The organism is Streptodolium elevatio, assembly GCF_040649515.1.
Lineage (GTDB): Bacteria > Actinomycetota > Actinomycetes > Streptomycetales > Streptomycetaceae > Yinghuangia > Yinghuangia elevatio.
The window spans coordinates 13,475-34,551 of the sequence record NZ_JBEZFP010000042.1 but is presented as its reverse complement, the minus strand read 5'-3'; the positions used below and the strand labels follow the sequence as shown (position 1 = coordinate 34,551).

Genomic DNA, 21,077 nt, shown 5'->3' with positions numbered 1-21,077 from the left:
CGTCGCCGACGTGTCCCGGGCCGCCTCCGGTGGCGACAACACACGGGTTGCCCTCGTCGACGCACGCGTGGTGGCCCACCGCCACGCGCTCCGGCGCATCCTCGCGGACGACCGCTACGAGGCCTCGCATATACCCGGCGTGCTGAGCGTCCGCGGCGACGCCGCCCGGGCCCTGCACGACCTGCTCGCCGCCCGCCTCGCCGCGACCACGCCCGGCGCACCGGCCCCGACGCCCGACGAACTCGCGGGCGACCTGGCCGCCGCCGGCGTCCAGGTCCACCGCATCCCCCTCGGCGACCTGGTGGCCGTCGTCCCCGCCACCGCCGCCGAGCGCGCCGAGGCGGAGGCGGCGCTGCACACCGTCGACGAGGAGGGCATCCGCCTCAACTCGGCGGTGAAGGCGCGCGACGGCTTCTTCACGACCTTCTTCGTCAGCTCGTGGTCGCGGTACGTGGCCCGCTGGTGCGCCCGGCGTGGCCTGACGCCCAATCAGGTCACCGTCGCCTCCCTTTGTGTCGCACTCGCCGGCGCCGCGGCCGCGGCATCGGGCACCCGCGCCGGATACGTCGGCGCCGCCGTGGCGCTCTACCTGTCGTTCGTCCTCGACTGCGTCGACGGCCAGGTGGCCCGCTACACCGTCAACTACTCGCAGATCGGCGCGTGGCTCGACGCGACCTTCGACCGGGTCAAGGAGTACGCGGTCTACGCGGGCCTCGCACTCGGCGCGGCACGCTCGGGCGACGACGTGTGGCTGCTCGCCTCGATCGCGATGGCGGTCCAGATCGTGCGGCACCAGCTCGACTTCGCGTTCCACGAGTGCCACGAGGAGCAGGGCGGCGGCGGGTCGGGCAGCGCCCGCCTGTCGAACCGCCTCGACTCGGTGGGCTGGACCGTGTGGGCCCGCCGCATGATCATCCTGCCGATCGGCGAGCGCTGGGCGCTCATCGCCGTGCTGGCCGCGACCACCTCGCCCCGCACGACCTTTGTCGTGCTGCTCGCGGCCGGCGGCTTCGCGGGGTGCTACTCGCTCGCCGGACGCGTGCTGCGCTCGCTGCCGCACCGCGGCCGCGCCCGCGCGGGTGCCGCCGTACGGCTGCGCTCGCTGTGCGACGGCGGCGTGCTCGCGGACCTGATCGGCCGGCACTATCCGCGCGGCGCGGTCTGGGTCCTGGCCGTGCTCGCGCTGCCGATCGCGGCGGCCGTCGACGCGGCGCCGGGCGTGCTGGTCGGCTGCGCCGTCGCGTACGTCGCGGCGGCCGGGGCCGCGGCCCGGCTCACCGACGCCGGTCCGCTGATGTGGCTGGTGCCGCCGCTGTTCCGCGCGGCCGAGTACGCCACCGTGATCGCAGTGGTCGCACGGCACGGGGCGGACGCGCTCCCGGCGGCGTTCGGGCTGGTCGCGGCCGCCGCGTACCATCACTACGACATCGTGTACCGGCTACGCGGCGGGCATGCCGCGCCGCCGCGGTGGCTCACCTGGTCGCTCGGCGGTCACGACGGGCGCGTGCTGGTCCTGGCGGTCCTCGCGGCCGCGGGCCCGGACGTGCTCTCCGCCGGCACCGCCGCCCTCGCCGTCGCGGTGGCCCTCGTCGCGCTCGCCGAAAGCATCGGCTTCTGGGCGCGCGGGGCCCGCGTGGGCGACGACCTCGAGTCGGACACGGTGATCCACCCCCCTGCGGCTCCGCCCGTCGGTGCCGGCAACCCAGCGCGGATGCCCGAGGCATCCGTCACCACGCACGTCGGGCCCGCGCCCGTCGGCGCGCCGTCGAACGGAGAACAGCAATGATCGGGCTCGTGTTGGCCGCCGGAGCCGGACGCAGACTTCGGCCTTGGACCGACACCCTGCCCAAGGCCCTCGTGCCGGTCCGGGACGAGCGGTCGGTGCTGGACTTCACCCTCGAGAACTTCGCGAAGGCCGGCCTGACCGACGCGGCCGTGGTGATCGGGTACGCCGCCGAGGCCGTGCGCGAGCGGCGTGCCGACCTGGAGCGGGCGTACGGCGTCAAGCTCCACCTCGTCGACAACGACAAGGCCGAGGAGTGGAACAACGCGTACTCGCTGTGGTGCGCCCGCGACTTCCTCGACGAGGGCGTGCTGCTGGCGAACGGCGACACGCTGCACCCGCTGTCCGTGCAGGAGGCCATGCTCGACGGCGGCACCGGCGACCTCGACGTGGTGCTGGCGTTGGACGACGTGAAGCCGCTGGCCGAGGAGGAGATGAAGGTCCGCCTGGGTGCGGACGGCCTCCTCGCGCGCATCACCAAGCTCATGGAGCCGGCCGAGGCCGTCGGCGAGTACATCGGTGTGACGCTCGTCGCCCCGGGCGCCGGATCGGGCCTGGTCGCGGCCCTCGCCGCGACGTGGGAAGCCGACCCGCAGCAGTACTACGAGGACGCCTTCCAGCTCTACGCCGAGCGCGGCGGCCGGGTCGGCGTGCGGTCGATCGGCGGCGCCGAATGGACCGAGATCGACACGACCGAGGACCTGCTCAAGGCGAGGGACATAGCGTGCCGGTACTGACGCGCCTGGTCCCCGCGCCGCTCAGCGTGGAGGTCCGCGCCGGGGCCCTCGACCGACTCACCGACATCCTCGCCGAAGGCCGCATCTCCGCGAGCGGCAGCCTCGCCCTGGTGGTGAGCACCGGGACCGACGAGCGCCTGCGTGCCCGGGTGGCCCCGCAACTGCCCGGCGCCGACTGGTTCCCGGTCGAGGGCGGCACGCTCAACGCAGCGGTGGACCTCGCCGACCGGCTGCGTGCGGGGACGTACGACGCCGTGGTGGGGATCGGCGGCGGACGTACGCTCGACTCCACCAAGTACGCCGCGGCGCGCGTGGGCCTGCCGATGGTGGCGGTCGCGACCAATCTGGCGCACGACGGCATCGCGTCGCCGGTCAGCATCCTCGACAACGACGCGGGGCGCGGTTCGTACGGCGTGCCCGCCCCGATCGCCCTCGTGGTCGACCTCGACGTGATCCGGGGCGCCCCGGCCCGCTATGTGCGGGCCGGCATCGGCGAGGTCCTGTCGAACCTGTCCGCCCTCGCCGACTGGGAGTTGGCCGAGGCGGTCGCGGGTCAGCCGGTCGACGGTCTGTCCGCGGCGTTCGCCCGGACCGCCGCGGAGTCACTCCTGCACCGGCCCGGCGGCATCGCCGACGACGCGTTCCTGGTGGCGCTCGTCGACAGCCTCGTGATGTCCGGCCTCGCCATGACGGTGGCCGGCACGTCGCATCCGTGCAGCGGGGCTTGCCACGAGATCTCGCACGCCCTGGACCTGCTGTACCCGGAGCTGCGCGGCCTGCACGGCGAACAGGTCGGCGTCGGCGCGGTCTTCGCGTCGTTCCTGCGCGACGACCTGGTCACGGCCGAAACCCTGGCGACCAGCCTGCGCCGGCACGGGCTGCCCGTGGTACCCCCCGAACTCGGCATCAGCACGGCGCAGTTCAGGGCGGCCGTGGAGTACGCGCCGAGCACCCGGCCCGGCCGCTACACGATTCTCGAGCACCTCGCGTTCCCCCCGGCCCGACTCACAGACGCGGTGGAGAAATATGTCCATGCCTTCGGTGGCTGAGCTCCGGACGGTCGTCCATCCGGCCGGACTGCTTGACCGTCGCAGTGGGGAGCACTGGGCGGGCCGCCTGTACATGCGGCGCATATCCGTACGGATCACGCGCGTGCTGGTGGGCACCCGCATCAGCCCCAACCAACTCACGTACCTGATGATCCTCGCGGGGATCGCGGCCGGCGCGTCGCTGATGCTGCCCGGTCTGGCCGGCCCGGTCGTGGCGGTCGTCCTCGTGCAGGTGTACCTCCTGCTGGACTGCGTCGACGGCGAGGTGGCCCGCTGGCGGCGGCAGACCTCGGTGACCGGCGTCTACCTCGACCGGGTCGGGCACTACCTCAGCGAGGCGGCGCTGCTGACCGGGGCCGGCCTGCACGCCGCGGGCATCCTGGACGGTGGGCACCTCGACGGCTGGGCGTACCTCGGCGTCGTGGCGGCGCTGGGCGCGATTCTGATCAAGTCCGAGACCGACCTCGTGGACGGTGCCCGGGCCCGCGCGGGGCTGCCGATCGTCAACGACGGCGCCGCGGTGCCGCGGTCCTCGGGCGCGGCGTCGCTGCGCAAGGTCGCCGCGTCGCTCAAGTTCCACCGTCTGGTCGGCGCGGTCGAGGCGTCCTTGTTCCTGCTGGTCGCGGGTGTCGCCGACGCGGTGCGCGGCGAAGGTCTCGCGTTCAGCCGTGCGGCGGTGGCCGTCCTGGCCGCGATCGCGCTGCTGCAGACCGTTCTCCACCTGGTGAGCGTCCTGCTGTCGAGTCGACTGCGATGAGCATGATCCCCCGGCCTGTGCCCCCGCCTCGGACGACCACCGAGGGCCCCGTCCCCGCCGACGTGCGCATCGGCGCGGTCGTGCTCACCATGGGCGACCGCCCGATGGAGCTGACCGCGCTGCTCGACTCGGTGGCCGCCCAGTACGGCCCGCCGATCGAGGTCGTGCTCGTGGTGAACGGCGGCAAGTCCCCCACCGACCTGCCCGATTTCGTGCGGATCATCGAACTCGACGACAACATCGGCATCCCCGCGGGCCGCAACGTGGGCGCGGCGGCGCTGGACTGCGACGTCGTGATGTTCCTCGACGACGACGGCCTGATCCGCGACCCGGGCATCGCCAACCGGCTGCGCTCGGCCTTCGCGCACAACCCCGACCTCGGGATCGTGACGTTCCGGATCGTCGACCCGGTGACCAAGACCACGCAGCGGCGCCACGTGCCGCGGCTGGGCAGCGGCGCGCCGCTGCGGTCCGGTGCGGTGACCACCTTCCTGGGCGGCGCGTGCGCGATACGCGCCGAGGTCCTGCGCGAGGTCGGCGGCCTGCCGGACCAGTTCTTCTACGCCCATGAGGAGACCGACCTCGCCTGGCGCGCGCTCGACGCCGGCTGGACCGTCGACTACCGGGCGGACGTCGTCCTGGAGCACCCGGCCACCAGCCCGGCCCGGCACGCGCACTATCACCGCATGAACGCACGGAACCGCGTCTGGCTGGCGCGCCGCAACCTGCCCTGGCCGATCGTCCCGGCGTACCTGGCCTCGTGGGTGGTGATCACCGCGGCGCGGCGTCCGAACCGGGAGGGCTTCCAGGCGTGGACGCTAGGGTTTCGCGAAGGCTGGCACGAATCCTGCGGACCGCGGAACCCGATCTCGTGGCGCACCGTCTGGCATATGACAAGGCTCAGACGGCCCCCGCTGATCTGACGCCTCTCGACCTGTCCCCGCGTCCGGCTCCGTTCGTCGGACGCCGCTGTCCGGACGGCGTCCGTGCGACGCCGCCCGGACCGCCGTTTCCCGCACGTCCGCCCCTTTGTCAACCTCGACGGAAAGTCTCCCCGTGGTTCACAGCGCAACCGCCGGAACGGGCTCGCCCGCAGCCGCTCCGGCACCCCCCGGCAAGAGCGAGACGCTCGCCGAATACGCCGCCAGGCACCAGCTGAGCGTCAGCGGTGCCCGGCCCGGCTTGCGCGACTACCTGCGCCAGCTCTGGGGCCGCCGCCACTTCATCGTGGCGTTCGCCAACGCCAAGACCCGTGCCTCGTACAGCACGGCACGGCTCGGCCAGGTGTGGCAGGTCCTCACCCCGCTGCTCAACGCCGCGATCTACTATCTGATCTTCGGCATGATGCTGAAGACCGACCGGGGCATCGACAACTACGTCGCGTTCCTGGTCACCGGCATCTTCGTCTTCAGCTTCACGCAGACCGCCGTTCTGGCGGGCGCGCGCTCGATCAGCAGTCAGCTCAACCTCATCCGCGCGCTGCACTTCCCGCGCGCGAGCCTGCCCATCTCGTTCACCATCGTGCAGTTGCAGCAGCTGCTGATCTCGATGGTGGTGCTGTTCGCGATCGTGCTGGCGAAGGGCGAGCCGCTGACCCTGAAGTGGCTGCTGGTGGTCCCCGCACTCCTGTGCCAGTTCGTGTTCAACGTGGGTCTGAGCATGATCGTCGCGCGCTTCGGCGCCACGGTCACCGACATCAACCAGCTGATCCCGTTCCTGATGCGGACCTGGCTGTACGTCTCCGGCGTGTTCTACAGCATCGCGACCTTCACCGAGGACGCCCCGGCCTGGGTGCGGCACGCCCTGGAGTCGAATCCCGCGGCGGTCTACATCGAACTGATCCGCGACTCGCTGATCGAGAGCCATGTGACGATCCCCGCGCACACGTGGCTGCTCGGCGTGGGCTGGGCGCTCCTCGTCGGCATCGGCGGCTTCATCTACTTCTGGCGCGCGGAAGAGAGGTACGGCCGTGGCTGAGACCATCCCGGCGCAGGGCAACGCCGCACAGACCGGAACCGCGACGGACACGGCCGCGGCCGGCGCCGCGCCGACCGACCAGGCGGCAGTCGGCACGGCGGCAGCCAGCACGGCGACGGGCGGTGCGGCCGACGTGGCCGCGGAAGCCGCCCGGGTGCCGACGGTCGTCGTCGACAACGTCAAGCTCACGTACCGCGTACACGGCGCGGGCGCGGGCAAGGGCAACGCCACCTCGGCGCTGTCGCGCATCATCGCCCGCAAGGGCGCCGCGGGCGTCACCGAGGTGCATGCCGTCAAGGGCGTCAGCTTCGTGGCGTACAAGGGCGAGGCCATCGGGCTGATCGGACGCAACGGCTCCGGCAAGAGCACGCTGCTGCGCTGCGTCGCGGGGCTGCTGCCGCCCACCAGCGGCAAGATCTACACGCACGGCCAGCCGTCGCTGCTCGGCGTCAACGCGGCGATGATGAGCGAGCTGACCGGCGAGCGGAACATCATCCTCGGCTGCCTCGCGATGGGCATGACGCAGGCCGAGGCCCGGGCGAGCTACGAGTCGATCGCCGAGTTCTCCGGCCTGGAGAAGATGAGCAAGGGCATCCTGAACCGGCCCATGCGCACCTACTCGTCCGGCCAGGGGGCGCGCCTGCGGTTCGCCATCGCCGCGGCGCGCAGCCACGACGTGCTGATGATCGACGAGGCGCTGGCCACCGGCGACCGGGAGTTCCAGCAGCGCAGCGAGGCCCGGATCCGCGAGCTCCGCGAGGAGGCCGGCACGGTTTTCCTGGTGAGCCACAGCATGAAGTCGATCCGCGACACGTGTGAGCGGGTCATCTGGCTGCACGACGGGGTCATCCTGCAGGACGGCCCGACCGCGGAGGTCGTGGCGGCGTACGAGAAGGGCGCGTAACCCGTACGCAGTTGGTCCGTACATCCGTTCCGGAGGGGCCGGGGGCACACCGCCCCCGGCCCCTCCGGCATGCCGTCACGGGCCCGTTCGCGGGCCCGCGGTGCGCCCGTCGGCGCGGTCGCCTGCCGGGCCCGCAGTCGAACGGCGCTTCGACGGCTGCCACCACGAGGGTGAAAGTCCGCAACCATTCCGTCTCCCGAGGTGTTGGACAGGCTGCCGCGGCGGCACGTACCCCTCCAGCCCCAACACCTAAGGAACTTCTGATGGCGAACCTCCTCCAGCGCGTGTCGGCCTCTGCCGCGATCGCGACCTCGGTCTTCGGCCTCACCGCCGTCGCCGCGCCGCAGGCCGTCGCCGGCAACAACGACGACGGCAACGTCGCCCTCCAGGCCGGCAACGAGTCGGCCCAGGCCATCGCCAACTCGAGCAGCAACGGCTACATGAGCCCGAACATGGCGGTCATCCAGGGTGGCGTCATCAACTGCTTCGGCGTGAACAAGATCCCGCTCCAGGGCGCGGTCGGCGTCCTCGGCGCCGGCGTCGGTGTCCAGGACATCCTGACCGACCAGGTCAGCCAGGTCTGCAGCCCGAACGCGATGCAGCAGACCGGCGACGACCCGCTGGCGCACGTGCTGTCCAGCGTCCTGTCGGAGAACGGCTGACCCAACCCGCCGGGCCGGACCGCGCGGGGCCGCCTCCACCCCGCCTGACCGCCCCAGCGACCACCGGCGCGGTGCCGGCCCTCCCGGCCCCCCGGCGGCCCCCCGTATGCACGGGCAGCGCGCACTCGCGCGTTCGTCGGCGCCGATCGGTAACGTGACCGCGCATGACCACGGGACACGACTTCTTCTCGGACGCATTCGTACGGGCCGCAGGGCCGCATGGAGCCTGGGTCGGCGAGCAGTTGGAGGCGTTCAACGCCTTCATGCCGATGGGCGAGTGGAGCGTCAACCTCAACGACCGGGTGTACCGGCAGAGCGGCCGCGAGGTCGCCGTCTCGGTGCTCGGAAGTTTCTCGACCGGTGACGACTCCTGGCTCTGGGGCTGGGCGAACCCCTCCTGGGGCGATCCCGAGGTCACCTCGGCGGCGCGGGCGCTGCGCGCGATCGGAGAGCGCGACGGCATCCCCGAGTTCACCACCGACCTCGTGCCCCTGTCGGGCTTCGCCGACCCGCGCATGGCCGCGGAGACGATCGCGTTCGCGGCGATGGGCCTGCTCGGCTCCGACGGCTACATCGGCGTCACCGCGAACGCGACCGGACGCCTGTACATGGTCGTCGACGACAAGCAGGTGCCGCGCGCCCGCCCGGACGCGATCACCCTCCCCCGCATGCTCCTGACCGGCACCGGGTTCCTTCCGGTGCCGCACGAGGCCGTGGTGTCCGGGTACTTCGCCCACCACGGCCTGGCGACCCGGCGAGTGGGCGACGGCGTCCACGCGACGCTCGACAGCGGCGACACCGTCGAGGTGGACTTCGACTCCGCGGGCCGCGTCGGACAGGTGCGGATCTCGGCCGCGCCGCGCTCGGTGCCGTCCGGCGCCTGGTGGCACGTCGCGGGCGCGGGCGTGGCCCAGGCGCTGGAGCAGGACGGCGAGTTCACCGGGTTCGTCGGGCAGTTCCCGTACCAGGGCCACGATCTGACCCGACGGGTGCTGATTTGCGGGCCGCACGAGGTGCGCGTGCGGGTGCTGGGCACCGTCGATGCCGCGCGAACCCGTTGGACCTGGGACGCGGACACGCACGCTCGGCTCACCGCGCTGCCGGGCCTGGCCCAGGCACCCGAGGCGGACCGCGAGGTGGACGTGAGCGAATGCGCCGACACCGACGCCGTGCTCATGCTGCTCAGCCACGGGGCCGCCGGCCTGCTCGGCGGCGGCTGCGTGGTGGACTTCGCCGATCAGGACGGGCGCAACGCGTACGTGTGCGTCGACGACCCGGTCGTCCCACGCGCGACCTCGCCGGACGCGGTCGCCGAAGCGGTGCGCGGCGCGGCCGACATGACGGTCCGCCTGGTCCCGGAGCCCCGCCGCGGCACGGTCGCCGCCGCGCTCGTCGAGAACTACCTCGCGGCCCGCGGCGAGGTGGGCCGCGAGGACACCCCGCAGGGCACGACCTTGCGCGCCCGGGCGGCCGGTGCGGCGCTGACGGTCCGCGTCGACTCAGGGGGCGGCACTGTCGTCGACGTGGCCCGGTGACGGGGCCGTTGACCCGGGCCCGCGACGGGCCCGCGACGAGTCCCGCGACAGGGTGCGAGTACGCCGCCACGGGCGTTCCTGCGCGGAGCTGACGCGCCGCCAAGTCGGCTGTAGCGGCCGGGAGTTCAAGACGTCCGATGTCGGTAGGCAATGGAACAATGGTTGTCATGAGCCCCTGTTGCCCAATGGAACAGGGCAAATCGGCGTAGCCAGAAGCGGAGTTCGATATGACCCTGACTCGGAATCCCGCTCCCGTCCGCATGACGACCGCCCGCCGCGCGCTGGGCCGTATCTCGACCGGCGCGATCCGCACGCACGTCGGCGAGCGCGGTGGCGCCCCCGGCATCTCCGCCCGCACCCTGCACACCCTCGACACCCGCAACCTCGTCCGGTACGGCGACCCCGTCCCGGGCCTCGGCCGCCCGATCCGCCCCACCAGCGCGGGCGCCCGGGCGCTCATCGCGCGCGGGCCGGCGGGCACCGGCGCCTGGCGCTGGCTGCTCGACCAGGACCGGGTGTGGGTCGCCGCCGACGGCAGCACCATCGCGATCGCCGAGATGCCGCCCGCGTACTGCGGCAACGCCGCCGCGTGGCTCCAGCGCCACGCGTCGCTGATCCGCCGGTACGCCGCCCCGCGGCGCCGCACCGACGCGCTGACCTGGATCGACTCGACGCCGCTCATGCGCGCCCTGATGGAGTCCGCCGCCGACTGACGCGGTGCCCGAACGGCCCGCCGGCGCCCGGTTCCCGAAACACAGTTGCGGGAACCGGGCGCCGTCTGCGGATCATGGGCACATGGCCCCACCTGCGGAGAACGCTGCCGAGTCCCCCATCGAAACCACTCGCGGAGCCCTCGGCGCGAACCCCGCCGAGGGCTCCGCCCTCGTCCCGGCCGAGGTGTCTGCCGCGGTCGGCGCCGACGTCCCCGCCGTCGTCGCGGCGATCGCCGCCCGTTCCGCCGCGACGGACGTCGTGCCCGTGTGGCGCAACGAGCTGGGCGGCCTGACCTTCCGCCTGACCGGCGGGCCCGACGGCGTCCGCTATGCGAAGTGGGTGGCCGCGGGCACCCCCGAGATCGATCTGCCCGGCGAAGCCGTGCGCCTTGCCTGGGCGGGGCGTTGGGCCGCCGTACCGTCCGTCGTCGAGCACGGCAGCGACGCCGACGGAGCCTGGCTGGTGACCCGCGAAGTGGCCGGCGTCTCCGCGGTGGATCCCCGGTGGGCCGCGGCCCCGGCGGTCGCGGCGGCGGCCATCGGCCGGGGCCTGCGCCTGCTGCACGACGCCCTGCCGGTCGACGACTGCCCCTTCGACTGGAGCGTGGCGCGGCGCCTGGTACGCGCCGACGAGCGCATCGCCGAGGGCGAGGGCCAGGAGGAACGCTTCCCCGAGCACCGGCACCTGGCGACGGCCGAGGCACGCGCCCGGCTCGCCGATCCGCCGCCGGTGGACCGGCTCGTGGTGTGCCACGGCGACGCGTGCGTGCCCAACACCCTTGTCCACGACGACGGCACCTTCGCCGCGCACGTCGACCTCGGCTCGCTCGGTATTGCCGACCGGTGGGCGGATCTCGCGGTCGCCGCATGGAGTCTCACCGAGGACTTCGGCCCGGGCTTCGAGGACGTGCTGCTCGACGCGTACGGCGTCGTGCCGGACGCCGAACGCCTGGCGTACTACCGGCTGTTGTGGGACATGGCCTGACCGGCCGGGTCGTCCGGAGCGGTGTCGGCCTCGTGCCCCGGCCACCACATGCGTCGGCCGACCAGCGCGGTCAGGGCGGGCGTGAGCAGCATCGCCATGACGAACGCGGTCACCGCGATGCCGAAGGCGAGCGTGAACCCCAACTGCACGAGGGTGACGTTGCCGCCGAGCAGCAGCGTCGCGAAGGTGCCGGTGAGGATCAGCCCGGCCGAGGCGATCGCCGGTCCGCTCGCGGCCACCGCACCCGCGGTCGCCTCTCGCGGTGCGCGTCCCGCACGGCTCTCCTCGCGAAGCCGCGACACCATCAGGATGTTGTAGTCGGTGCCCAGTGCGACGACGAACAGGTACATGACGATGGGCAGCACGAAGACCAGCCCGGCCTGGTCGGCGAACTGCCGGAACGCGATGGTGCTCGCGCCGAGCGTCGCACCGAACCCGAGCGCGACGGAGAGCATGAGCAGCCAGGGCGCGACGAGGCTGTGCAGCAGGAGGCCGAGGATCACCAGGATGCAGGCGGCCGCGACCGGGAAGACGACGGCGTAGTCGTGGTCGACGGCCGAACTGGTGTCCACGCTCACCGCGGTGGCGCCGCCGACCAGGGCCTTGGTGCCAGGCGGCGCGGCCTGCCGGGCGGCGGGGCGCAGTTCGTCGCTCAGGACGTCCATCGCGGCGGCGGATGACGGCGCGTCGGCCTGCACGACGGCGAACTCGGCGGTCCGGCCGTTCCCGCTCACCCGGGGCTTCTCGACGGCGACGACCCCGGGGACCCGGAGCGCGTCGCCGTACGCGGCCAACTGCTCCGGCGTCGGAGCCGCGGCCCCGGTGGCCGTCAGGTAGACCTCGGTCGGCGCTGTGACGCCCGCCGGGAACCCCTCCTCGAGGTCGCGCGTCGCGACCTGCGAGGGCGCATCCGAGGGGGTCGCCATCCCGGCAAGGTCGAAGTCCGGTTTGTAGCCCAGGGAGCCGAGCGCGAGCAGCGCCATCAGCAGGGCCGACCCCGCCGCCCAGCGGGCCGGGCGGCGGGCGACGGCTTGCCCCAGACGGGTGAAGGCCCCGCCCTCGGCCGGCCGGTGCTGCGCCGAGCGCGACGGCCAGAACACCTTCGGCCCGAGCAGCGAGACGATCGCCGGGATCAGGGTGAGGCCGGCGAGGAGCATGACGAGGACCGCGAGGGCCAGTGCCGGACCGAGTGAACGCAGCAGTCCCAACGACGACAGCGTCAAGGCCGCGAAGGCGACGACGACGACTCCGGCGGCCGAGGCGATGGCTTCGCCCACCCGGGTGACGGCGTGGCGTACCGCGGTGTCCGAGTCGGCCCCGTCCCGCAGTGCCTCCCGGTAGCGGAAGAGCAGGAACAGCGTGTAGTCCGTGCCGACGCCGAACAGCACGACGGTGAGCAGTTCGGTGGTGATGGTGCCCGCGGTCAGGTCGAAGGCGTCGTCGACGGACGCGATCAGGCCTCGCGCGACGGGGTAGACGCCGGCGATCACGACCACCGGCAGGAGCGCGGCGACCGGACTGCGGAACACCAGCAGGAGCAGCGCCAGGATGATGACGACGGTCGCGACGGCCACCGTACGCGCGGCGTCCTCGTCGGCCTCGTCCTCGTCGACGGAGGTCGCGGACGGGCCCGCGACGCCCGCGGTGAGACCGGTTCCGCGGGCGGCGTCCGCCAGCGCGCCGCGCAGGCCCCTGATCGCGTCCTTGCTGCTCTCCGCGCCCGGATCCCCGGCCGTGGGGATCACGACCTTCGCGACCTGCACGAGGCGGTCGGGCGAGGTCGGGCCGGGCGTCATCGAGGCGATACCGGGGATGTGCGCCGCGGTCAGGTCACCCGAAATGCGCTGCACCGTCGCGTTGTCCGCGTCGGTCAGGAAGCCGCCGTCCGCGCGCTGGAAGACGACGACCGCGCCGCCGTGGTGGACGGGGAACGCGGAGCTCTGCAGGCGCTGGGCCTTGACCGACTCGTAGGAGCCGGGCAGGAAGTCGGCCTGGTTCGTGGTCGTCTTCAGACTCGGCGCGAACACCACGACGAGGGCCCCCGCCACCACCCAGAGCGCCACGACCCACCAGGCGCGCCGCACCACGAATCGGCCGATCGCCGCAAACATCGCCTGACCTCCGGTGGGGCGCTCCGGGCGGCCCCTGCCCCGGTGGACCGGGCCCTTCCGCCAGGATCGGCCCGCGCACCGCCGACCGCGACCGCAGTGGACCGGACGGCGGAGCGCGGTCCCCCGAGTGCATCGGCTTCGTAACAGCGGCGCGCTCGGACTCCGCCGCCAACTACCGTGCTCTGCGGGGCGCCTCGCGCGACACCTGCGCCAAATGGCCGGACCAGGGGGGTACGGCCGGCAGGGAGGGCGCGGCGCCGCACCACATCACACCGAAACTGGGGGGTTCACGGTGCGTTCCACCATGTCCCGGCGGGCGGCGAAGCATGCCGTCGTGCCCATGATCCTCGTCGCGCTCGCCGGTCTGACGACGGCCTGCCAGAAGGACGGCTCCGACTCGCTGCTCGGCGAGAAGCCGGGCTTCTCGGCCGAGGCTCAGCCCTCGGACAAGGCGCCCGACACATCATCCGACAAACCGTCGGGCAAGGCGTCCGACAAACCATCCGGCGGCGCGTCCGACGGTCCGGCCAAGGGCGACACGCCCCGCGGCGGGCTCGCGACCACCGAGCAGCTGACCGCGGTCCTGCTGGACGACGGCGAGATCGGCGGTGACTACAAGGTCGAGCGGACCAACCGACCGCTGGAGGAGGACAATTCGATCGGCAAGGCCGACGACCCACGGTGCCAGGTGCTCCTCGACCACCCGGTCGGCGACAAGCCGCCGCCCTTCGCGAGCCGCGAGTACACGCCGGATTCGCTCGCGACCGGGCCGCTGCCGGACATCACGTTCCTCCTGATGAGCAAGCCGCACGCCGAACACCTGCAGTGGCTCGCGGACCTGCAGGAGTCGTACCAGAAGTGCGAGCACTTCAACGCGCTCATCGAAGGGAAGACGTACGAGGTCGAGACGGGGATGGAGGACTACGAGATGTACGGCCTCGACAGCTTCGAGTACCGCATGACCATCACGACCGATGCCGGCAACGTCGAGGTCCTGTTCGTCTACATCATCGAAGGCGACACCATGATCGCGGTGAACGCGGTGAACGCCGCCGGGGCGGGCGAGCCCGAGGCGCCGATCGACCTCATCCAGGCCCAGATCGGCAACCTGCGGGAACTCGCCGACTGACGCGCGCCGTCCGGCCGGCGCAACACGCGCCCCGGGCCACCGAGCCCGCCGGCAGGCGAGCTGCCGGGCCCGCGAGTCCCCCTTCACCGGGCGGATCCGCGGGCTCGGCGGCGAGCTTGGCCGGCGTGGTCCGAACTACGGGTTCGATGCCGCGACCAGTTCCCTGGCCTCCTCCTCGGTCGCCACCGAAGGCGGCGAGCCCATCAGCGGTTTGCTCGCGGTCTCGTCCATCTTCCAGGCGGCCACGATGCCGACCGCCGCCGCGAGCATCATGTAGAACGCCGGCATGTAGTCGTTGCCGGTGCCGCTCACCAGCGCCTCGGCGACGAACGGTGTCGTACCGCCGAATGCCGACACCGAGATGTTGAACGAGACGGACAGCGCACCGGAGCGGACCTCGGTCGGGAACAGCGCGGGCAGCGCGGCCGACATGGTGGCGAGGAAGCAGACCAGCACCAGGCCGAGGATCATCAGGCCGAGGAAGATGGTCACCAGGCCGCCCGCCTGGATCAGGGCGAAGCATGGCAGCGGCAGCACGATGAACCCCGCGCACCCGCCGATGATGACCGGGCGCCGTCCGATGCGGTCGGTGAGCCCGCCGAGCGGGTGGATGAGGGCGAGCAGCACGACCATGACGACGACGATCTGCAGCAGGCCGTGCGTCTCGTCGTAGTCGAGCGTGTCCGAGAGGTACGTCGGCATGTAGGACAGCAGCATGTAGTCGTTGATGTTGTACGCCGCCACCAGCGCGATGCACAGGATCATCGGCGTGCGCTGCTCGGTGAAGATGCGGCGGAACTCGCGGAACGAGCCGGCCTCCGGGTTCTTGTCCGGCGTACCGTCCGATCCACCGCCGGATCTGCCGTTCGCCTTCCCGTCCGCGTTGCCGCCGCTGCCGCCTTCCCCGGCGCCGTCCGACTTCGCGCCGCTCGCCGCCTGCGCCTCCAGGACCTTGGTGAACGCCGGGGACTCCTCCAGCCGCAGCCGCAGGTACAGCCCGACGATGCCGATCGGGGCGGCGAGCAGGAAGGGGATGCGCCAGCCCCAACCCTCCATCTGGTTGTCGTCGAGCAGCGCGGTGAGCAGCGTGACCAGGCTCGCCGCGCTGATGTAGCCGATGAGCGTGCCGAATTCGAGGTAGCTGCCGTAGAAGCCGCGGCGCCGGTCGGGCGCGTACTCCGCGATGAAGGTGCTGGCGCCGCCGTATTCGCCGCCCGCCGAGAAGCCCTGGACCATCCGGAACAGCACCAGGAGGGTGGGCGCCGCGAAGCCGATCGTGGAGTAGCTCGGGATGAGGCCGATGCTCAGGGTCCCGCCGGCCATCATCAGCATGGTGGTGGCGAGCACCTTCTTGCGCCCGATGCGGTCGCCGAGCGGGCCGAAGAAGAAGCCGCCGAGCGGACGCACGACGAACGCGGCGGCGAACGTCGCGAAGGACGACAGCACTTGCGCGGTGTCGTTGCCGGACGGGAAGAACACGTGGCCGATGGTGACGGCCATGTAGGCGTAGATGCCGAAGTCGTACCACTCCATCGCGTTGCCGAGCATGGTGGCCCGGACCGCGGTGTCCACGGTCTTCGTGTCGACGACGGTGATGTCCTCCTGGCGCAGCGCGTCGGTGCCCACCGTTCTCCTCACGTCCGACGATCTCTTGACGTCGTATCGGACAAACAGGATGAATCTATACATCCCAACCAAGGCATGCTTGCAATGACGCTGTAATTACGGTGTTATTCATCCCCGGCGCGAGTCGTTGACCGAAGGGGGCAGGCATGGCGTGGGACTTCGAGACCGAACCGGAGTTCGAGGAACACCTCGTCTGGATGCGCGCGTTCGTCGACGACGAGCTGATCCCCCTGGAACCGGTGTTCGACGGACTCCCCGCCGACGAATGGCGTGTCGTACGCGAGCACCTCCGCGACCGCGTCAAGGCGCGCGGCCTGTGGGGGGCGTTCCTCGACCCCCGCCTGGGCGGGGCGGGCTTCGGGCAGCTCAAGCTCGCCCTCATGTCGGAGATCATCGGGCGCTGCATGATGTCGATGACTGTCTTCGGCGTCCAGGCCCCCGACAGCGGCAACATGGAACTGCTCGCCCACGGTGCGACGGACGCGCAGAAGGAGCGCTGGCTCTGGCCCAACCTGCGCGGCGAGATATCGAGCGCCTTCGCCCTGACCGAACCGTTCCTGGCCGGCGCCGACCCGACCGTCATCGGCACCACCGCGGTGCGCGACGGCGAGGACTGGGTCCTCAACGGCCGCAAGTGGTTCATCACCAACGCGTCGGTGGCCGACATCGTCCTGGTCTTCGCCGAGACGACGCCGGAGGGGCGCCCGCACCGGCACGCGTCGGTCTTCGTCGTCCCGGCCGGCACCCCGGGCATGGAGATCGTGCGCGACATCGGCACCATGGCGCATCCGGACGTCGCGTACGGCCGACCGGGCAACCACGCGGAAATCGTCTTCCGCGACTGCCGGGTGCCCGGCGACCACCTGATCGGCGCACCCGGCGACGGCTTCGTGCTGGCCCAACAGCGGCTCGGCGGGGGACGGATCCACCACGCGATGCGGTGGCTCGGGCAGGCACAGCGGGCGCTGGACATCATGTGCGAGCGCGCGGTCTCGCGTACCTCGCACGGCCAAATCCTCGGCCGCCACCAGATGGTCCAGGACTACATCGCGCTCTCCCACATGGAGATCCAGGCGGCCCGGCTGCTCACGTTCCAGACCGCATGGCGCATGGACCGGCACGGCCCCGGCCCGGTGCGCGCCGAACTCGGCATGGTCAAGGCCCACGTGTCCAAGGTCGTGCTGGCCGTGCTCGACCGCACGATCCAGGTCTGCGGCGCACTCGGCTACTCCTCGGACCTGCCCGTCGAGGCGTGGTACCGCTCGACGCGCTTCGGCCCCATCGGGGACGGCCCCGACGAGCTCCACAAGTCCGTCCTCGCCCGTACGCTGCTCGCCCGCCACACGCCCGTCGAGGGCTGGCCGTCCGAGCACATCCCGTCCCGCCGCCCGGCCGCCGAGCTCAAGTGGGCCGAACTCCGGGCGGCGGCAGGCATCGCGTGACGCCACGGCATCCACGGAGGCATCCGATGAGTGAACGCACGGACCCGCGGCAGTCCCCCGCGGTCGGCACTCCCCCGGCCGATTCCCCCGCCGCCGGTCCCCCGGCGGTCTGCCCTGCTCCCCCGGTGTTGTCGCTGGCCGGGCGCACGGCGCTGGTCACAGGCGGCGGTACGGGCATCGGCAAGGCAATCGCCGCCGCCCTCGCGGCGGCCGGGGCGCGCGTGACGATCTGCGGTCCCGACGCCGGCGTCCTGGACGCGGCATGCGCGGAACTTGCGGCGGCCGGACTCCCCGGAGTGCGGGCCGTGGACGCGGACGTCACCGACGAGTCGCGCATAGCGGCGGCGGCCGAGGCCGCCGCCGCGGAAGACGGCCATCTCGACATCGCGGTCGCGAACGCCGGTACCGCGATGCCGGGTTCGCTGCTGCACCTGACCACCGAGCACTGGATGGTGCCACTGGGTGTGAACGTGCTCGGCACGGCGCACACCGTCAAGCACGCCGCCCGCCTGATGCGTACCCGCGGCGGCGCGATCGTCACGGTGTCGTCGATCTCCGCCGCGCGCCCCGCCGCGTTCATGAACGGCTATTCGGTGTCGAAGGCCGCGGTGGACGAACTCACCCGGTGCGCGGCCGCCGAGTTGGGCCGCTTCGGGATCCGCGTCAACGGCGTACGCCCGGGCTGGATGGCCACCGAGTCCGCCGCGGCGGCCACCACGCCCGAGAACCTGGCCATCATGCGGGCGGGGACACCGCTGGCCGCCGGCGCGGACAGCCCGCTCGGCGACCCGGCCGACGTGGGCCGCGCCGTGGTGTTCCTCGCCTCGGACCAGGCTTCGTGGATCACCGGCCAACTGCTCGGCGTGTGCGGCGGCTCGTCATTGCCACCGCCTTCGGGCGACTTCGCGCACGCCGCCCGGTTCTTGTTCGCCGACGAGATGGACCGGGACTTCGGCCCGGCGGACGGTGGTGCTTCTCCCGATGCCTCTTCCGATGCCGCCACCGGTGCCCCGACGACCGGTGCCGCATCCGGAGTCGGGGCCGACAGCGTGTCGAGGGGGCAGTGATGCGCGCCTGGCAGGTCGTGTCCCACGGAGAGCCGGTCGACGCCTTGCGGCTGGTGACTGTCGACGAGCCGCGGCCCGGTCCCGGCCAGGTCCGGATCCGGGTCGCGGCGGCCGGCATCGGTCTGCCGGACGTCCTGATGTGCCGGGGCAGCTATCCCCTCACGCCCGCCCTGCCGTTCACCCCGGGGCAGGAGGTCGCCGGGACGGTCACCGCGGTCGGCACCGGTGTGGCGGTCCCGCTCGGCAGCCGGGTGATGGCGGTGACCGCGTTCACGGAGGGGTACGGGTCGTTCGCCGAGGAGTGCCTCGCCCCGGCGGGCTCGGTACTCCCGGTGCCGGACGGGCTCGGCGACGCCGACGCGGCCGGGTTCTGGATCCCGCACCTGACCGGCTGGACCGGCCTCGTGCACCGGGGCCGCGTCGCCGCCGGGGAGTGGCTCGTGGTGCTCGGCGCCGCGGGCGGCAGCGGCATCGCCGCCGTGCAGTTGGGTGCCGCCCTCGGCGCCCGGGTCGTCGCCGTGGTCGGGGACGCCGAACGCGCGGCGTACTGCCGTCGTCTGGGGGCCGAGGCGGCACTCGACCACCGGGCCGGGCCGATCGCCCCGGCGCTGCGCGAACTCACCGGCGGACACGGCGTCGACGCGGTCTACGACCCCGTCGGCGGTGCCCTGGCCGCGGATGCGGCGAGCGTGCTGGCCCGGGACGGCCGCCACCTCGCGGTCGGGTTCGCCGGCGGCTCCTGGGCGCAGATTCCGACCCACCAGCTCGTCGTCGCCAACGCCTCCCTGGTGGGGGTGTTCGCCGGCGGCTACACGCGCGCGGAACTGGAGGCCGTGCACGGCGAGTTGTCCGCGCTGCTCGGCGCCGGAAAGCTGCGGAGCGCGGTGACCGGCACCATACCCTTCGACGACCTCCCCGACGGCCTCCGGCGCGTCGCCGACCGGGGCGTCGTCGGCAAGCTCGTTCTCGGAGGCACCTGAACCATGGCGAAACCGTCCGACCTCGACCTCGACGCGGACCGCATCGTCGCGGCGGCGATCGAGATCCTCGGCGAGCAGGGCCTCGACGCGGTCAGCATGCGCAGTGTCTCGGCGCGCCTCGGGGTGTCGCCCGTGCCGCTCTACAGCCGGATCGGCAACAAGGAGGCGCTGGTGGAGGCGATCGCGGACCGGCTGCTGGCCGACGTGGCGCCGCAGGTGGCGGCCGACGAGCGGTGGGCCGCGTACGCGGTGCGCTGGGCCGCCGAACTCCGGGCCCGGCTCAGGCAGGTGCGCGACAGCCGGCTGATCGTGTCGCCGCGGCGGCAGGCGTACGTCGAGGCCTCCCGGCCTCTGGTCGAGGTGATGCGCCGCGACGGGCTGCCGGGCGACACCGCCGTTCGTGCCTGCCGGCTGATCATGTGGGCGACGGTCGGCTTCGTGGCCCTGGAGTCGGGCGCGTCGCCTCCGCCGGAAGGCCGTCCGCGCCGCGCGGCCCGGGCGGGAGGCGATCCGGGTGGCGTGTCGGCGGAGGACGCCGACATCCTCTTCGGCCTGCACATCCGCTACCTCGTCGAAGGCATCGACCGCGACGCGGGGGCGGACGGGCGGACGGGGCCGACCGGGACCGGGACGGACTCGCTCTCGACCGGCACGACAGCGACGGATGCCTCGGCCGAGTCGACTGACCCGACTGGCCTGACTGACCCGACCGGCCCGACCGGCCCGACCGGCCCGACAACTGGAGCGAATTGATGGACATCCCCACACTCCGCGCGGACGACAAGGTCGTCGTGGTCACCGGGGGCAGCAAGGGCCTCGGCCGTGCGATGGCTCTCGGCTTCGCGGCGGCCGGTGCGCATGTCGTGGTGGCGAGTCGCAAGCAGGAGGCGTGCGAGGAGGTCGCCGCCGAGGTACGCGCCCTGGGGCGCAAGGCCCTCGCCGTCGCGTGCCATGTGGGCGACTGGGCGCAGTGCGAAGCGCTGGTGGCGGCGGTGGTCGCGGAGTTCGGACGCATCGACGTCCTGGTCAACAACGCCGGCATCGCCCCCGTCCCGCCGTCGCTCGACGCGGTCACCGAGGACCTGTTCGACAAGACGATGGCCGTCAACCTGAAGGGGCCGCTGCGGCTGACCGCGCTCGCCGCCGCGCACATGCCGCGCGGCGGGTCGGTGGTGAACATCAGTTCCAAGGCGTCGCTGCACCCCTCGCCGTTCACCGTCGTGTACGCCGCCGCGAAGGCCGGGCAGAACGCGCTCACCAAGGCCGCCGCACAGGAGTTCGGCCCGCGCGGCATCCGCGTGAACAGCATCGTGTGCGGCATGTTCCACACCGACAGCCTGCACAAGTCGTTGCCGACCGAGCCGATGCAGGCGGACATGGCGGCGCGCGTCAGCCTGGGCCGGATCGCCTCGCCGGAGGAGATCGTGGGCACCGCGCTCTACCTCGCGAGCGACGCGTCGTCGTACCTGAACGGGGAGCTGATCACCCTCGACGGCGGCTGACCGGGGCAGCCGCGGCGGCGCTGCGGCCGGGTTCCGACGCTGCACACGTGCCCACCTGGCTCCCAAAGGCATCGCCTGATAGACCTGACGATCCGTCAGTGAGAGAGGACGTCCCGTG

Annotated in this window: 19 protein-coding genes; 17 read left to right on the top strand and 2 right to left on the bottom strand. The window is 72.6% G+C overall.

Annotated elements, in window-relative coordinates:
* Positions 1–70 precede the first annotated feature (70 nt).
* From AB0C36_RS18060 to AB0C36_RS18010, 11 genes are all read left to right on the top strand, one after another.
* Positions 71–1,786, top strand: a complete 1,716-nt coding sequence (locus AB0C36_RS18060; RefSeq protein ID WP_358355138.1) for a DUF5941 domain-containing protein — start codon at positions 71–73, stop codon at positions 1,784–1,786.
* Positions 1,783–2,520, top strand: coding sequence for a phosphocholine cytidylyltransferase family protein (locus AB0C36_RS18055; RefSeq protein ID WP_358355136.1), 738 nt, complete (start codon positions 1,783–1,785; stop codon positions 2,518–2,520). The genes AB0C36_RS18060 and AB0C36_RS18055 overlap by 4 nt, the downstream gene beginning before the upstream one ends.
* Positions 2,508–3,569: an iron-containing alcohol dehydrogenase family protein gene (locus AB0C36_RS18050; protein WP_358355134.1), complete on the top strand. Its 1,062-nt coding sequence runs from the start codon at positions 2,508–2,510 to the stop codon at positions 3,567–3,569. The genes AB0C36_RS18055 and AB0C36_RS18050 overlap by 13 nt, the downstream gene beginning before the upstream one ends.
* The gene (locus AB0C36_RS18045) at positions 3,547–4,326 is read left to right on the top strand and encodes a CDP-alcohol phosphatidyltransferase family protein (protein ID WP_358355132.1); all 780 of its coding nucleotides are present in this window, start codon (positions 3,547–3,549) and stop codon (positions 4,324–4,326) included. The genes AB0C36_RS18050 and AB0C36_RS18045 overlap by 23 nt, the downstream gene beginning before the upstream one ends.
* A 2-nt stretch (positions 4,327–4,328) precedes the next feature.
* Complete coding sequence (locus AB0C36_RS18040; RefSeq protein ID WP_358355184.1) at positions 4,329–5,249, top strand: glycosyltransferase family 2 protein; 921 nt, start codon at positions 4,329–4,331, stop codon at positions 5,247–5,249.
* Positions 5,250–5,382: 133 nt separating this feature from the next.
* Complete coding sequence (locus AB0C36_RS18035; RefSeq protein ID WP_358355130.1) at positions 5,383–6,303, top strand: ABC transporter permease; 921 nt, start codon at positions 5,383–5,385, stop codon at positions 6,301–6,303.
* A gap of 133 nt (positions 6,304–6,436) precedes the next feature.
* On the top strand, positions 6,437–7,207 hold the full coding sequence (locus tag AB0C36_RS18030; protein WP_358355182.1) for an ABC transporter ATP-binding protein: 771 nt from the start codon (positions 6,437–6,439) through the stop codon (positions 7,205–7,207).
* 263 nt (positions 7,208–7,470) lie between these two features.
* Positions 7,471–7,869 carry a rodlin gene (locus AB0C36_RS18025; protein WP_358355129.1) on the top strand — a complete coding sequence of 133 codons (399 nt, stop codon included), beginning with the start codon at positions 7,471–7,473 and terminating at the stop codon, positions 7,867–7,869.
* A 164-nt stretch (positions 7,870–8,033) separates the two neighbouring features.
* Positions 8,034–9,404 carry a DUF6882 domain-containing protein gene (locus AB0C36_RS18020; protein ID WP_358355127.1) on the top strand — a complete coding sequence of 457 codons (1,371 nt, stop codon included), beginning with the start codon at positions 8,034–8,036 and terminating at the stop codon, positions 9,402–9,404.
* Positions 9,405–9,631: 227 nt separating this feature from the next.
* Positions 9,632–10,117: a hypothetical protein gene (locus AB0C36_RS18015; protein ID WP_358355126.1), complete on the top strand. Its 486-nt coding sequence runs from the start codon at positions 9,632–9,634 to the stop codon at positions 10,115–10,117.
* An 82-nt stretch (positions 10,118–10,199) separates the two neighbouring features.
* Entirely contained in the window at positions 10,200–11,102 is a 903-nt protein-coding gene (locus AB0C36_RS18010) for an aminoglycoside 3'-phosphotransferase (protein WP_358355124.1), read from the top strand.
* Here the strand turns inward: AB0C36_RS18010 and AB0C36_RS18005 are convergent.
* Complete coding sequence (locus AB0C36_RS18005) at positions 11,075–13,213, bottom strand: MMPL family transporter (RefSeq protein WP_358355122.1); 2,139 nt, start codon at positions 13,211–13,213, stop codon at positions 11,075–11,077. The genes AB0C36_RS18010 and AB0C36_RS18005 overlap by 28 nt on opposite strands.
* Positions 13,214–13,547: 334 nt before the next feature.
* Between AB0C36_RS18005 and AB0C36_RS18000 the strand changes: the two genes are divergently transcribed.
* Positions 13,548–14,342: a hypothetical protein gene (locus AB0C36_RS18000; protein WP_358355121.1), complete on the top strand. Its 795-nt coding sequence runs from the start codon at positions 13,548–13,550 to the stop codon at positions 14,340–14,342.
* 135 nt (positions 14,343–14,477) lie between these two features.
* Here AB0C36_RS18000 and AB0C36_RS17995 read toward each other — a convergent pair whose 3' ends face one another.
* On the bottom strand, positions 14,478–16,031 hold the full coding sequence (locus tag AB0C36_RS17995; protein WP_435839065.1) for an MFS transporter: 1,554 nt from the start codon (positions 16,029–16,031) through the stop codon (positions 14,478–14,480).
* 83 nt (positions 16,032–16,114) lie between these two features.
* Between AB0C36_RS17995 and AB0C36_RS17990 the strand changes: the two genes are divergently transcribed.
* From AB0C36_RS17990 to AB0C36_RS17970, 5 genes are read left to right on the top strand one after another with little or no spacing between them, the layout of a single operon-like run.
* Positions 16,115–17,410 carry an acyl-CoA dehydrogenase family protein gene (locus AB0C36_RS17990; protein ID WP_358355119.1) on the top strand — a complete coding sequence of 432 codons (1,296 nt, stop codon included), beginning with the start codon at positions 16,115–16,117 and terminating at the stop codon, positions 17,408–17,410.
* A gap of 26 nt (positions 17,411–17,436) precedes the next feature.
* On the top strand, positions 17,437–18,477 hold the full coding sequence (locus tag AB0C36_RS17985; protein WP_358355117.1) for an SDR family NAD(P)-dependent oxidoreductase: 1,041 nt from the start codon (positions 17,437–17,439) through the stop codon (positions 18,475–18,477).
* On the top strand, positions 18,477–19,457 hold the full coding sequence (locus tag AB0C36_RS17980; RefSeq protein WP_358355116.1) for an NADPH:quinone oxidoreductase family protein: 981 nt from the start codon (positions 18,477–18,479) through the stop codon (positions 19,455–19,457). Before AB0C36_RS17985 ends, AB0C36_RS17980 begins: the two co-directional genes overlap by 1 nt.
* Positions 19,458–19,460: 3 nt before the next feature.
* The gene (locus tag AB0C36_RS17975; protein ID WP_358355114.1) at positions 19,461–20,210 is read left to right on the top strand and encodes a TetR/AcrR family transcriptional regulator; all 750 of its coding nucleotides are present in this window, start codon (positions 19,461–19,463) and stop codon (positions 20,208–20,210) included.
* Complete coding sequence (locus tag AB0C36_RS17970; protein ID WP_358355112.1) at positions 20,210–20,959, top strand: SDR family NAD(P)-dependent oxidoreductase; 750 nt, start codon at positions 20,210–20,212, stop codon at positions 20,957–20,959. The genes AB0C36_RS17975 and AB0C36_RS17970 overlap by 1 nt, the downstream gene beginning before the upstream one ends.
* Positions 20,960–21,077: the final 118 nt, after the last annotated feature.

Coding starts and splice junctions, on each gene's coding strand:
- AB0C36_RS18055 (WP_358355136.1), top strand. CDS start 1,783: ATGATCGGGCTCGTGTTGGCCGCCGGAGCCGGACGCAGACTTCGGCCT.
- AB0C36_RS17975 (WP_358355114.1), top strand. CDS start 19,461: ATGGCGAAACCGTCCGACCTCGACCTCGACGCGGACCGCATCGTCGCG.
- AB0C36_RS18015 (WP_358355126.1), top strand. CDS start 9,632: ATGACCCTGACTCGGAATCCCGCTCCCGTCCGCATGACGACCGCCCGC.
- AB0C36_RS18040 (WP_358355184.1), top strand. CDS start 4,329: ATGATCCCCCGGCCTGTGCCCCCGCCTCGGACGACCACCGAGGGCCCC.
- AB0C36_RS17995 (WP_435839065.1), bottom strand. CDS start 16,031: ATGTATAGATTCATCCTGTTTGTCCGATACGACGTCAAGAGATCGTCG.
- AB0C36_RS17990 (WP_358355119.1), top strand. CDS start 16,115: ATGGCGTGGGACTTCGAGACCGAACCGGAGTTCGAGGAACACCTCGTC.
- AB0C36_RS17970 (WP_358355112.1), top strand. CDS start 20,210: ATGGACATCCCCACACTCCGCGCGGACGACAAGGTCGTCGTGGTCACC.
- AB0C36_RS18020 (WP_358355127.1), top strand. CDS start 8,034: ATGACCACGGGACACGACTTCTTCTCGGACGCATTCGTACGGGCCGCA.
- AB0C36_RS18010 (WP_358355124.1), top strand. CDS start 10,200: ATGGCCCCACCTGCGGAGAACGCTGCCGAGTCCCCCATCGAAACCACT.
- AB0C36_RS18005 (WP_358355122.1), bottom strand. CDS start 13,213: ATGTTTGCGGCGATCGGCCGATTCGTGGTGCGGCGCGCCTGGTGGGTC.
- AB0C36_RS17980 (WP_358355116.1), top strand. CDS start 18,477: ATGCGCGCCTGGCAGGTCGTGTCCCACGGAGAGCCGGTCGACGCCTTG.
- AB0C36_RS18045 (WP_358355132.1), top strand. CDS start 3,547: ATGTCCATGCCTTCGGTGGCTGAGCTCCGGACGGTCGTCCATCCGGCC.
- AB0C36_RS18025 (WP_358355129.1), top strand. CDS start 7,471: ATGGCGAACCTCCTCCAGCGCGTGTCGGCCTCTGCCGCGATCGCGACC.
- AB0C36_RS17985 (WP_358355117.1), top strand. CDS start 17,437: ATGAGTGAACGCACGGACCCGCGGCAGTCCCCCGCGGTCGGCACTCCC.